Origin of the sequence: Cognatiyoonia koreensis, from assembly GCF_900109295.1 — a bacterium.
Classification (GTDB): domain Bacteria; phylum Pseudomonadota; class Alphaproteobacteria; order Rhodobacterales; family Rhodobacteraceae; genus Cognatiyoonia; species Cognatiyoonia koreensis.
Window position 1 is genome coordinate 789,935 of record NZ_FOIZ01000001.1, and the last position, 13,429, is coordinate 803,363.

The following is a 13,429-nucleotide window of genomic DNA, read 5'->3' on the forward strand; positions in this document are numbered from 1 at the left end:
ATGGCGACGATTGTACTTTCTGCGGCGGGCATGGCGCTGGGCGGCTCGATTGGCGGGTCTGTGCTGGGCCTGTCGATGGCCACGATCGGTCGGGCCGCCGGCGCAACGCTGGGACGGATGATCGACCAGCGTATTCTGGGATCCGGCAGCGAACCTGTCGAAGTTGGAAGGGTTGACCGCTTTCGGTTGACGGGGGCAAGCGAGGGTGCTGCGCTTGGCCAGACCTTTGGCCGGATGCGTCTTGGCGGGCAAGTCATCTGGGCGACACGTTTTCTGGAAAACACCGAAACATCCGGCGGTGGCAAAGGTGCGGGGCCACAGCCCAAGACCACGGAATACAGCTATTCTGTCAGCTTGGCCGTCGCGCTTTGCGAGGGCGAGATCACCCGCGTCGGTCGTGTCTGGGCCGACGGGGTCGAGATTGCGACCGATACGCTGAACATGCGCGTCTATACAGGATCGGATAATCAAACCCCAGATCCCAAGATTGTCGCCGTCGAAGGCGCGGACAAGGCACCAGCCTATCGCGGTGTTGCCTATGTCGTGCTCGAAGACCTGCAACTCGACCAATTCGGCAATCGTGTGCCGCAATTCACATTCGAGGTGATGCGGCCTTCCGAAGCGGATGAAGCAGCAGAAACAGCCGATGTTGCCCGTCAGGTGCAAGGCGTCTGCATTATCCCCGGCACAGGTGAATTTGCGCTCGCAACGAAACCCGCCTATCTGGCGACGGGCTACGCGGAACGGCAGGCGATAAACGTAAACACGCCGGCAGGCGGGACCGATTTTACCGTTTCGATGGACGCGCTGACCGAAGAATTGCCAGCCTGCACATCCGGCCTGCTCGTCGTATCCTGGTTCGGTTCGGATTTGCGCTGCGGCGATTGCCTGATTGCGCCAAAGGTGGAACAAAAGGACGCTGACGCCGAAGACTTTGGCTGGACCGTGTCCAGCCTCACGCGTGGGGACGCGGATCGTGTGCCTTTGCGGGATGACCGGCCTGTTTACGGAGGCACACCGTCTGATGCCTCTGTCGTGCAAGCACTCGGCGACCTGCGGGATCGTGGCCTGCGGCCTGTCTTCTATCCGTTCATCCTGATGGAACAGATGGCAGGGAACGGGTTGCCGAACCCATGGGGCAATGGCGATCAAGCCGTCCTGCCGTGGCGCGGGCGGATCACGTTGGACAAGGCACCGGGTCAGGCAGGGTCAACGGACGGCACGGCCACCGCTGTCGCACAGGTCGCCGACTTCATGGGAACAGCACAGACCAGCGATTTCAGCGTCGATGGCAGCACGGTCAGCTATAGTGGGCCGGATGAGTGGCGCTATCGGCGCTTTATCCTGCATTATGCGCATCTTTGCGCGGCAGCGGGCGGGGTGTCTGCCTTTTGCATCGGCTCGGAAATGCGCGGTCTGACACAGATTCGCGGACCCGGTAACAGTTTTCCGGGTGTTGACGCGCTGCGCCAGCTTGCAGGCGACGTGCGCATGATCCTCGGCCCGGATACGATAATCACCTATGCGGCGGACTGGTCGGAATATCACGGCTATCAACCCGAAGGGACGGGTGACAAGTTCTTCCACCTCGATGCGCTGTGGGCAGATCCGAACATCGACGTCATTGGCATCGACAATTATATGCCGCTGTCAGATTGGCGCGATAAATCGGACCACGCGGACGCGGGTTGGAAAAGCATCTACAACCTCGATTACCTGAAATCCAATGTCGCAGGCGGGGAAGGGTTCGACTGGTTTTACCACTCGCCCGAAGCGCGCGATGCGCAAATCCGCACGCCGATCACGGACGGCGACGGCGAACCTTGGGTTTGGCGTTACAAGGATTTAATTGGATGGTGGTCGCACGATCATCACGACCGGGTTGATGGGGTGCGCGTACCGCAGAAAACAGCCTGGGACCCGCAAAGCAAACCGATCTGGTTTACAGAGTTCGGCTGCGCGGCAATCAACAAGGGAACCAACCAGCCCAACAAGTTTCTTGATCCGAAATCATCGGAATCTCAGTTGCCCCATTATTCGGATGGGATGCGCGATGATGTGATGCAGATGCAGTATCTGCGCGCGATCTACGGTCATTTCGCAAAGGCACAGAATAATCCTGTGTCGCCTGTTTATGGCGGTAAGATGCTCGACATGTCGCGTCTCCATGTCTGGGCATGGGATACGCGCCCGTTTCCATTCTTTCCAGCAAACGCGACGCTTTGGTCTGATGGGGACAACTATGCGCGGGGCCACTGGCTGAATGGGCGCAGCACATCCCGCACGCTCGCATCCGTTATCGCGGACATCTGTCTGCGTGCAGGCGTGACGCACTTCGATGTGTCCGAAGTCTACGGTGTCGTGCGCGGGTATTCTATCTCCGACAACGGCACCGGACGGGCAGCACTGCAACCGCTTTTGATCGCCTACGGCGTCGAGGCGGCAGAGCGGGGCGGCGTTCTGGTCTTCAAGAACCGGACAGGACAGTCGGACGCAGTGCTTGATCTCGCGACACTTGCCTATGATCCTGAAAAGCAGACGGATATGTCGCGCACCCGCGCGCCTGCCGCCGAAATCGCTGGGCGCGTACAAGTGGGCTACCTTGATGCTGATGGTGATTACGAAGCGGTTATCGCCGAAGCCATCCATCCCGACGACAACGGCCTGTCCATCACACGCTCTGAATTCCCGATCGCGCTGACCCGTGCAGAAGGCGCGCGCATCGTCGATCGGTGGACCCACGAAGCGCGTGTGGCCAAGGAAAGCGTTACGTTCGCACTGCCACCATCGCGCGCGACACTTGATACCGGCGATACGGTCAGCATTGATAACGGGCTGTACCGCATTGACCGGATTGAAGAATCCGGAATCAGGCTGGCCGAAGCGACGCGAGTCGTTCCGGAAGTCTACAAACAGGCGGAACGCTTTGAAGAAGGCGCGAACCTGCGTCCGGTTTCCGCACCGACACCTGTGGAAATGCTCTTCCTCGACCTCCCGCTCTTGACGGGGGACGAGGCACCCCAATCACCTTACGTCGCGGCGACGGCGCAGCCATGGCCGGGCACGATCGGGCTACATTCCTCGCCCACCGACAGCAATTACGTGCTGCAAGAGATCGTCAAGAAACGGGCCGTGATGGGGCGCACGCTGAACCCGTTCAAGGCAGGTCGTGTCGGGCTTTGGGACCGCCAAGCCGGTTTGGAGGTCAAGCTGGTCGCGGGCAGTCTGAGCGGTGCCAGCGTCGAGGACGTGCTGACAGGCGCCAACATGATCGCCATCGGTGATGGGACGGCAGCAGGGTGGGAGCTGGTCCAGTTTCAGAACGCCGAACCGACCGATTTGCGGACCTTTCAGTTAAACGGTTTCCTGCGCGGACAGGCGGGCAGCGACGCGGTGATCCCTGATGAATGGGCCGCAGGGTCCTTTGTCGTGGTGATGAACGGCACACCGGAACAGATCACCGTGCCGACGATTTCGCGAGGCCAGCCCCGTCACTATCGCTTTGGGCCGTTAAAGCGGCCGCTGGACGACCCGAGTTTCCGCCATGTGATCCACCAATTTGACGGTGTGGGTTACAGGCCCTACCGGGTCAGCCACCTGAAGGCGGCGCAGATCGGGACCGGCACGGCGTTCTCGTGGATCAGGCGCACGCGGATCGATGGCGATATCTGGGGGCAGGGCGATGTTCCGCTGGGCGAGGATGCAGAACAGTACCGCATCGAAGTGCAGGAAAGCGGGGTCATTCGCCGGACTGAGACCGTATCGGATCCGAACTGGACATACAGTGATGCCCAGCGACAGGCCGACATCGGATCTGCCGACTACAATCTGCGCGTTTCGCAGATCTCAACGCGCTATGGCCCCGGCCCGGCACGGACCTTGCGGGTCACGGGCACCTGATGCGGCCAATTTATTTGTGCGATCTGGATGCGGCAGCGCGGGCCTTGCTCGCGGTGCCGCCCGAAGATCGGGCAGTATTGGCCCGGCACATCGTTTTTGCAGCGGACACGGCAGATCGTTATCGCAAGCGATTGCGCAAGGCCCATACCGCGTATGGGACAGGAACACTTACTTCAGCGGTCAGCGACATGACACGGGCCGGAACACCATATTGTCACGCGGATTACCGCAAGTGTCTGCAAACGTTGCTTTCTGCATTGACGCATCAATCCGCGTGATTTCGCGGATCACAGGTTTATTCTTGGTGTTCTCGCCCGGCTGTCCTACATAAGGGACAGTCGAAAGAAGGATGGCCGTCATGGCAACAGCACCACAAACACTCCGCGAAGTTGATCCTGTCTGGCAACGGATCACCGAAGAAGCAAAGGCTGCGGTTGCGGATGAGCCGTTGATCGGGTCGTTGATTTATGCCGGAATTTTGCATCATGACAGCTTTGAAGCGGCCCTAAGCTATCGCATCGCGATGAAGCTCGGATCGTCCGAAATGTCCGAACAGACGCTGAAAGAGATCGCGGCGCGCGCTTACGCAGCGGATTCCTCGCTGGCGCTGGATGCGCGTGCGGATTTGGTGGCGATCTATGACCGCGATCCCGCTTGCCACCGGTTCATGCAGCCGCTGATCTATTTCAAGGGATTTCAGGCGGTACAGGCGTACCGCCTTGGCCATTGGCTGTGGGTGCAAGGCAAGCATGACCTCGCTTACTTCATGCAGATGCGCATTTCCGAAGTTTTCGGCGTCGATATTCACCCCGCTGCCCGTATCGGCAAGGGCATCATGATCGACCATGCGCATTCCATCGTGGTCGGCGAAACAGCCGTTGTCGGGGACAACGTGTCGATGTTGCATTCTGTCACGCTCGGCGGGACAGGCAAAGAAGACGACGACCGCCACCCCAAGATCGGCGACGGTGTCCTGATCGGTGCCGGTGCAAAAGTGCTTGGCAACATTACCGTGGGTCACTGCAGCCGCATTGCGGCAGGCTCGGTCGTGTTAGAGGATATTCCGCCGATGAAGACCGTGGCCGGCGTGCCAGCACGGATTGTCGGCGAGGCGGGCTGCGCGCAGCCATCGATTTCCATGGACCAACTGCTAGGCAGTTGCAGCTAGCGCTACATCTGTTCGCCTTTGGCGGCCAGATTGACATAATCCGCCCCCGACAGCGTCAGGTCAAAGACACCAACCCCGTATTCGCGGGCCTGAATGGCACGCGCAGCTTGCACGACAGCATCCGCAGGAACGCGCTGATAGCCGCCATCAGCCGATTGGAGGAGTGCGAATAGCGGTCCGCTAGCCGCGTTCACGGGTGTCAGGGTCCTGACGTTTTCGGGCAGGCTGAATGCGACAAAGGGTTCGCCAACTTGCGGCGCTGCAGCTGTCTTGCCGAACAGACTCGCAAAAAAGCCGGGTTTGACAGGTGGTGGGGCTGGTGGACGAAGTTCCAAAAGCTTGGGGACAAAAATGTCCTCGGTCTGGTCGATTTCCTGAACGTCCATCCCATCTTCCATGATATTGGCGACGATCGCGTCATCTGACAGGCCCTGCGCGCGCAGCTTGCCCACGTGATCCTGCGAAAAGCCAAAAGCGCGACGATAGCCAGCGACCGTTAAAAGCTCGGTGCCATCAAGTCCGGCATTGGGATGGATCAGGCTATTGGCCTCTGCGTAGCGTGTGTTTTGCCACGTGGTGTCACAATAGGCGGCAACGTCGGCGGCGCTGATGGGGGTCTCGCTGTCTTCTGGCTGGACTTTGGAGTTCAGAGCCGTGGCAATGGCTGCCGCGATATCGCGCATCAGCGTTGCGTCATAGCGCGTGGTAAAGGCATTCAGACCGATATCGATTTTGCCGGACTTCTGATAAACGCAAACCCCGCGCAGCGACTTGCCCGGTTTGAAAAACGTTATCTGGTCTGGCACATGCTCCAGATACGTGACCTGATCGTCAGCCAGATTGCGCAGTACGCTTTCGGGGGAAAACGGCGCGCTTGTTTCAAGCGAGAAATAAAAGCTCATCTTATCACTGTCCGCATATTCATACGGCACCCGGTTGATCCGGATGCCGTATGGTCATTCAAACATGCAAGATGATGTTGCGTCTAGGCCAACATGGTCATCGGGTTTTCAAGGTTGTCCTTGATCGCATTCAAAAGGTTCGCACCCAACGCGCCATCAATCACACGGTGATCGACAGACAGGGTGGTGGACATGACGATCCCGACCTTCACCTCGCCATCGGCACCAATGATTGGTTTCTTGACGCCAGCGCCCACGGCAAGGATTGCTGCGTGTGGTGGGTTGATGATCGCATCGAAGTTGTCGATCCCGAACATTCCAAGGTTGGAAATCGCAAAACTGCCACCCTGGAATTCATGCGGCGCAAGCTTGCGATCACGGGCACGGGTTGCAAGGTCTTTCATTTCCGCCGACAGGGCGGACAGCGATTTCATCTCGGCGTCTTTCAACACCGGTGTGAACAACCCGCCTTCGATCGCTACAGCGACAGCCACATCGGAATGCTTGAACTTCAACGTCCGATCACCCGCCCAGACAGCATTCGCATCCGGCACCTGCTGAAGCGCCAATGCACAGGCCTTGATGATGAAGTCGTTGACCGACAGCTTGACGCCGCGGGGTTCCAACTGCTTGTTCAACTGGCTGCGGAACTTCATCAGATCGTCAAGCATGATATCGCGACGCAGGTAGAAGTGCGGCACAGACTGCTTGGCTTCGGTCAGACGCGACGCGATGGTCTTGCGCATCCCGTCCAGTTTGACCTCCTCGAAAGGACGTCCTTCATATGTTTTCAGCACGACATCGGTCGATGGACCGGCGGCCATGCTTGCAGCTGGGGCAGCAGCCTTATCGGCAGGTGCTGCAGTGGCTTCGGCAGTCTTCGCACCAGGCTTCGCGTTCTCGACGTCGGCCTTGACGATCCGACCATGCGGCCCGGATCCTTTGATCGACGCCAGATCAAGGCCCTTGTCAGCTGCGATCCTGCGAGCAAGCGGCGTCGCAAAAATGCGGTTGCCGTCTTTTGTTCCGGCTGCCGGGGCAGGGGTCGCGTCAGTTTCCCCCTTGCCATAACCTTTGGCGGGGGCAGTCTGATCGCTTGCCTCTGCCGGTGCGGCGTTGGATGACGCCGGTTCTTTTGGTGCAGAGGTGTCGCCAATGTCATCGGCGCTTTCGCCGTCTTCCAGCAACACCGCGATGACATCGTTGACCTTCACGCCTTCGGTGCCTTCGGCAACGATGATCTTACCGATCGTGCCTTCGTCGACAGCTTCAAACTCCATCGTCGCCTTGTCGGTTTCGATTTCGGCCATGACGTCACCGCTGGACACGGTGTCGCCCTCTTTTACCAGCCACTTGGCAAGGGTGCCTTCCTCCATCGTGGGGGACAGGGCGGGCATGAGAATTTCAATCGGCATAATATTCTCTCCTTACCGGTAGGTGACTTTTTTCACGGCTTCTATCACCTCATCGGTGGTGACAAGCGCGTGCTTTTCAAGGTTTGCCGCATATGGCATCGGAACGTCCTTGCCTGTCAGCGTAATCACCGGCGCATCAAGGTAATCGAACGCCTCCTGCATGATGACAGAACTGATGTAGCCGCCGACGCTGCCCTGAGGCCAGCCTTCTTCGACCGTGACACAACGGTTGGTCTTGCGCACGGAGTCAAGGATCGTCGCCGTATCCATGGGGCGGATAGACCGCAGGTTGATGACCTCGGCATTGATGCCTTCATCAGCCAGCTTTTGCGCCGCTTCCAGCGCGTAGGTCATACCGATGCCGAAGGACACGATGGTCACGTCATCGCCCGAACGTTCGATCTTGGCCTTGCCGAATGGAATGGTGAAATCATCCATAACCGGCACGTCAAATGACCGACCGTAGAGAATTTCGTTTTCAAGGAAGATCACCGGATTATTGTCGCGGATCGCCGTCTTTAGCAGACCTTTGGCGTCAGAGGCAGAGTAGGGCATCACAACCTTCAGGCCGGGCACCTGCATGTACCATGCGGCGTAATCCTGGCTGTGCTGTGCACCCACACGCGCGGCTGCACCGTTCGGGCCACGGAACACCATCGGCGCACCCATCTGACCGCCGGACATGTAAAGCGTCTTGGCGGCAGAGTTGATAATGTGGTCAATACCTTGCATGGCGAAGTTAAACGTCATGAACTCGACAATCGGACGCAGACCGCCAAAGGCAGCACCCACACCGATCCCGGCAAAACCGTGCTCGGTAATCGGCGTGTCGATGACGCGCTTGGCACCGAATTCATCCAGCAGCCCTTGGGAAATCTTGTAGGCACCCTGATATTCCGCGACCTCTTCCCCCATCAGGAAAACGCTGTCGTCGCGGCGCATTTCTTCGGCCATCGCATCGCGCAGGGCTTCACGGACAGTTGTCGATTTGACCTCTGTGCCGTCTTCCCAATCGGGCGAAGTGTCTGCTTGTGCGGGGGCAGGATGCTCCATCGCAGCGGCAGGCGCGGTTTCAGATGATTGCTCCTTGTCCGCGGGTGCTGGTGCGCTGGCGGACTCGACCGGACCGTCCGGCACCTCTTCGCCTTCTTCCACAAGGATCGCGATAACGTCGTTAACCTTGACGCTCTCGGTGCCTTCGGGGACGACGATCTTGCCGATCACGCCTTCATCCACGGCTTCGAATTCCATCGTCGCCTTGTCAGTCTCGATCTCTGCCATGATGTCGCCGGACGACACTGTATCGCCCTCTTTGACAAGCCATTTGGCGAGTGTGCCTTCTTCCATCGTGGGCGAGAGGGCGGGCATCAGAATCTCAGTTGCCATTTATACAGCCTCCTCGGTGTAGATATCAGTCCAAAGCTCTTCCAAGGCAGGCTCCGGGCTCTCCTTGGAGAATTCCGCAGCTTCGTTGACGATGGCCTTGATCTCTTTGTCGATGGCTTTGAGATCGTCTTCGCTCGCATGCTTGCCGGTCAGCAGCATGTCGCGGACCTGTTCGATAGGATCGCGCTCATCCTTCATCTTCTGGACTTCCTCGCGGGTCCGGTATTTGGCCGGGTCAGACATGGAATGGCCGCGATAGCGATAGGTCTTCACCTCAAGAATATATGGCCCCTTGCCAGCGCGGCAGTGCGCCACAGCGCGTTCGCCTGCTTCCTTGACGGCCAGCACGTCCATGCCGTCGACTTCCTCACCCGGAATGCCATAGGCAGCACCGCGCTCCCAAAGGGATGGTGACTTGGTCGACCGCTTTACCGATGTACCCATTGCGTATTGGTTGTTCTCGATCACGAAAACGACGGGCAAGTCCCAAAGCTCGGCCATATTGTATGTTTCATAGACCTGGCCCTGGTTCGCAGCACCATCACCAAAGTAGGTAAAGGTCACGCGGTCATTGCCCTTGTACTTGTCAGAAAAGGCCAGCCCTGCGCCAAGCGGCACCTGGGCAGCAACGATTCCGTGGCCACCATAAAAATGCTTCTCTTTCGAGAACATGTGCATGGAGCCGCCTTTACCTTTGGAAAAGCCGCCCTCGCGCCCAGTCAGTTCAGCCATGATCCCCTTGGGGTCCATGCCACAGGCCAACATATGACCGTGATCGCGGTAGGATGTGACGCGCTTGTCGCCTTCCTCGGCTGCGGCCTCAAGGCCGACAACCACAGCTTCCTGACCGATATAAAGGTGGCAGAAACCGCCGATCAAACCCATCCCATAAAGTTGACCCGCCTTTTCCTCAAAGCGTCGGATCATCAGCATTTCGCGGTAATGGCCTAGAAGTTCTTCGGCGGATACATTCGCCTTCTTCTTCGCCGCAGATTTCTTTGGTGGCATCGGTCCCTCCCGGTCGCGTGGCAAGATAGTTTAACGTTAAACTATTCCATAAAGCATACGTTCCATGAAAGCGAGATGCAATGCGCCCTTACGTCAACCGCTCAGTGCATACCTGCGATGCGCCCGCCGGGCGAGAACACGGTCGGTTTTATGGAAATGGCGGGTCCAATCCTATACGTTTGGGGTAGATACATGCCAGCATCCCAATCCTGACAAAGCCAACAGCGATTACCTGAATTTCGCACATCTTCCGGCAGTGTCCGAAAAGCCTATGACACCTTCCAAACCTGTTGACGACGTCCGGCACCTACATCTGACCTATAAACGCGACTTCTAGGATAACGTCAGCAATACAGTTCTGAAAGTTGGAATACGACCCATGCGCGGGCTGCGATGAAATCCCGGTCTACAAGGTGCAGTCCACCGAACCCGTGAAACACTATCGGGAAGAATTTGGCGGCTCAGGGTTCCGGCTGGTCATGATTCCGCCGGATATCCGCGAGAAAGACGCCTCTGGCGGTTGCGGAGGTTACTGCTGATGTCCGCGCCTAGCGGATAACAATCTCGTCCGAGCGGATCAGACCAAGGACGTCGCGCGCCTGTTCATCCAGCAGGTCAAGATCAAGGTACGTGTCGGACAGACGGATCGTAAGGTTTTCCATCCGCGCCACTTCGGCCTGAAGAACGGCAAGTTCTTCGGTCAGCGCACGGCCTTGCGACTGCACTTCGGCCCGTTTGAATACGCCATAGTCACCCTGCACGGCGGCAAAGGTAAAATACAGTCCCAGCATCACCATGCAAAGAAAGTAAAGTAATGTGCCCATGGGCGGACGATTGCGTCGGGTCATTGTCGTGTGCCTCTTCCTACCTCTTGGCGGGTAGGTCCGGACAGAATCGCACAAACGATTCGCAAAGGGAATCCCTTTTTTCAGGAAATCGCAGAAAAATCAGGGGAATCCCGCGAAGGGTCAGCCCGCGACAGAGGCCGCAAAGACATCCTCGATCGTCTCGCTGATCATCGTGTTGAATTCGGCATCGCTCTGCTGTGCCGACAGGCCTTCGGTCAGCGCACGACTAAAGCTGGCGACGACACCGGTATTCTCGGCTAGTCGCCGGTTGGCTTCCGCGCGGCTGTATCCGCCAGACAGGGCGACGACACGCATGACCTGCGGGTGATCGACCAGCGGTTTGTAGATGTTCGGGATTTCCGGAAGCGTCAGCTTCAGCATGATGGTGGCATTGGGGGCCAGTTGATCAAGCTCGGCCAGGATCGCATCGCGCAGGATTTCCTCGGCCTCCGCCTTGCCGGTCATCTTGATGTTGATTTCAGGCTCAAGGATCGGGACCAGCCCGTGCGAGATCACCTCTTTGCCAATCTGGAACTGCTGGGCGACGTTCGCAGCAATTCCACTTTGGGATACCGCATAGATGACCGAACGCATCTTGGTGCCGAACACGCCGTTTTCGGTCGCGCGACGCAGCAGGTCTTCAAGGCCGGGGATCGGTTTCATCAACTGGACGCCGTCAACCTCGGCTTCCAGCCCCTTGTCGATCTTGAGGAAAGGGACGACCCGCCGGTCTTCCCACAAATAACGTGCTGCAGGTTTGCCGCCGAATGTGCGGTCCATCGTCATTTCAAACAGGATGGCACCGATCACCTTGGCCCCCGTAAAGGCGGGGGCATCCACAATCCGCGACCGCATGCCGTGGATCAGGTCGAACATTTCGTCGTCTGTGGCGTATGCGTCTTCGCCGATGCCATAGGCTTTCAACGCTTTGGGGGTCGATCCGCCGCTTTGGTCCAATGCTGCAATGAACCCGTTGGCATTGCGGACCTGTTCGGCCATTTCCTGCTTTGGCATCTTCTTCCCCTGATTAAATCGCTACTGTCTTGCCTGTCCTATCGGGGTGCGTGCGGGGTGGCAATTCTGGTCGCGCTAACAGTCGCGAACCTTTTTTTGCGCAGTGTCCGGGCCCCGGCGACATACCGGGGCCCGCAACATCTCAGTTTGTCAGATAGCGCGCGGGCAGATCGTTGCTGATCCAGTCGTTCAGGGCCGCTTGTTGCGCATCCGCCACCGCCGCGCGCCACGTGGCTGCGACCTCTGGACCCCGCCCTTTGAAGCGTCCTTCGATTTCCTCGCGCAATGACGTGGCTGCGATGTCCCCCGCAGCCTCAGCCAAAAGTGTGAAATAGTAGGCCTGAACGTAGTGACGTCGCTGACCTTCGCCAGTGAACAAGGCCAGCCCCATTCGGCGCAATTCACGCGGATCGTCTGACGTGATGTTGGCCAACGTCGGCAAGGCCTCGATCTCGTTCCGGAACGTGGACTGCGCGTCCAGCACGGCCTGCGTCGTCATCCGCGCCTCAAGCTTGTCCATCAAGCCGACGGTGCCGGGGATCGACGCGGCGGATGCGATCAAAGCATAGGAATAGGCCTCAGCCGGTGCGGCGTCCATCGTTGCCTCGGCCAGCAAGGCGGCGGCAGGGCCGGCTGCATCGCGATCGGCCAACAGTGGGGTCAGCGCATCTTCCAGCAGTGCGCGGCCCATCGGTACGCCGTCACCGCCCAGGATGGCGGTCGCCAGGTCGATGGTTTCGACCGCGCTCAACGCGCCGGGTTCGTTCAACTTGGCAAGGGTCGCCACGTCAATAATCTCGGACCTCTCGATCGGTGTGGCACGTGCCTGCAACCCGATTGCAGCAATCAGGAACTGCGGCGCTTCATACATCTCCGGTTCGACCACGATTCCGTCCGGTGGCAGGTTAGCCTGCAACGTTATTTCACCGGGATCGGTGACGAAGGCTTCGACCTGATCCATCAGGTCACTGACAAAGTCGCGCTCGACCGCGCCAAGCGGGCGTAACCCTCCTTCCGACAGGGCTTGCGACACCGCTTCGGTGCCCAATTCGCGAATTGTCTGTGGATCGCGCAGGTTTTCGGGGATGACTTGGGAAATGGCTTCCCATCCGCCATCATCTTTCAACGTTGCAACGGCCCGCGTCACGCGCACTGCTGGGTCGCCCGGATATCCGAATTCACCCAAGCGGGGCAGGATGGTGCCGCTGCCCGAAAGATCCAGAATGCCAAAGCCATTCACTGCGACCGTGCCATCGACAGAGGTTGCACCGGTGGCATAGGAATAGCTCGCGCTGACCTTGAACTGGTCAAGCGGGACGTCCTTGTAACCGGCCGTACGCAGCGCAAGGGCGACTTCGCGTTCAAGGCAGGCAAGGGTGGCGCGGCCCCCGATCAGGTTCAGGTTCAGGTCGGCGGTAGTCTGGAACTGGCTTGTCGCCGCGCTGGACAGCGTGGCGCGCTCAACCGTGATTTCACACTGGCGGGCCTGATCGTAAGGCAGCAGCGGGCGGGCGACGAGGCCCGAAATCGTGACCGTGCCGCGCAGCGGGTCGGCTTGCAGGTGATCGTATTGCAGCTCCATCTGCGTGCGGATCGCCGAAACGGCGGCATTTGCAAGGATGGTTGCGATGCGATCGGGGGCGAACACCTCGGCCAGGGTTGCTTGGGGATCGCGGTCTTGCGCGATCGCGGGGTTGGCCGCGGCCAGCGCTAGCGCAAACGAAAGTGTCAGGGCATAGATCGGTTTCATACTGTCTCTCCGATAAGAAATTCTATCGGGTGATAGCA

Annotated in this window: 10 protein-coding genes; 3 read left to right on the forward strand and 7 right to left on the reverse strand. The window is 58.8% G+C overall.

Annotated elements, in window-relative coordinates; all coding sequences use genetic code 11:
• From BMY44_RS03950 to cysE, 3 genes are all read left to right on the forward strand, one after another.
• Positions 1 to 3,900: a baseplate multidomain protein megatron gene (locus BMY44_RS03950; protein ID WP_089990544.1), complete on the forward strand. Its 3,900-nt coding sequence runs from the start codon at positions 1 to 3 to the stop codon at positions 3,898 to 3,900.
• Positions 3,900 to 4,178: a DUF7742 family protein gene (locus tag BMY44_RS03955; protein WP_089990546.1), complete on the forward strand. Its 279-nt coding sequence runs from the start codon at positions 3,900 to 3,902 to the stop codon at positions 4,176 to 4,178. Before BMY44_RS03950 ends, BMY44_RS03955 begins: the two co-directional genes overlap by 1 nt.
• Before the next feature lie 80 nt (positions 4,179 to 4,258).
• Positions 4,259 to 5,068 (forward strand): serine O-acetyltransferase, encoded by an 810-nt coding sequence (gene cysE / locus BMY44_RS03960; protein ID WP_089994493.1) that lies wholly within the window; start codon positions 4,259 to 4,261, stop codon positions 5,066 to 5,068.
• A gap of 2 nt (positions 5,069 to 5,070) precedes the next feature.
• Here the strand turns inward: cysE and BMY44_RS03965 are convergent, their stop codons facing one another.
• The 7 genes from BMY44_RS03965 to BMY44_RS03995 form a co-directional block, all read right to left on the reverse strand.
• Complete coding sequence (locus tag BMY44_RS03965; protein ID WP_089990548.1) at positions 5,071 to 5,970, reverse strand: hypothetical protein; 900 nt, start codon at positions 5,968 to 5,970, stop codon at positions 5,071 to 5,073.
• Positions 5,971 to 6,053: 83 nt separating this feature from the next.
• Entirely contained in the window at positions 6,054 to 7,385 is a 1,332-nt protein-coding gene (locus BMY44_RS03970) for a pyruvate dehydrogenase complex dihydrolipoamide acetyltransferase (RefSeq protein ID WP_089990550.1), read from the reverse strand.
• A gap of 12 nt (positions 7,386 to 7,397) precedes the next feature.
• Positions 7,398 to 8,771 carry a pyruvate dehydrogenase complex E1 component subunit beta gene (locus tag BMY44_RS03975; RefSeq protein ID WP_089990552.1) on the reverse strand — a complete coding sequence of 458 codons (1,374 nt, stop codon included), beginning with the start codon at positions 8,769 to 8,771 and terminating at the stop codon, positions 7,398 to 7,400.
• Positions 8,772 to 9,779 carry a pyruvate dehydrogenase (acetyl-transferring) E1 component subunit alpha gene (gene pdhA / locus BMY44_RS03980; protein ID WP_089990553.1) on the reverse strand — a complete coding sequence of 336 codons (1,008 nt, stop codon included), beginning with the start codon at positions 9,777 to 9,779 and terminating at the stop codon, positions 8,772 to 8,774. It abuts the gene before it with no gap.
• A gap of 548 nt (positions 9,780 to 10,327) precedes the next feature.
• Positions 10,328 to 10,627, reverse strand: a complete 300-nt coding sequence (locus tag BMY44_RS03985; protein WP_089990556.1) for an FtsB family cell division protein — start codon at positions 10,625 to 10,627, stop codon at positions 10,328 to 10,330.
• 120 nt (positions 10,628 to 10,747) lie between these two features.
• Positions 10,748 to 11,641, reverse strand: coding sequence for a fructose bisphosphate aldolase (locus BMY44_RS03990; RefSeq protein ID WP_089990558.1), 894 nt, complete (start codon positions 11,639 to 11,641; stop codon positions 10,748 to 10,750).
• Between the two features lie 142 nt (positions 11,642 to 11,783).
• Positions 11,784 to 13,391 carry a hypothetical protein gene (locus BMY44_RS03995; protein WP_089990561.1) on the reverse strand — a complete coding sequence of 536 codons (1,608 nt, stop codon included), beginning with the start codon at positions 13,389 to 13,391 and terminating at the stop codon, positions 11,784 to 11,786.
• Positions 13,392 to 13,429 lie beyond the last annotated feature (38 nt).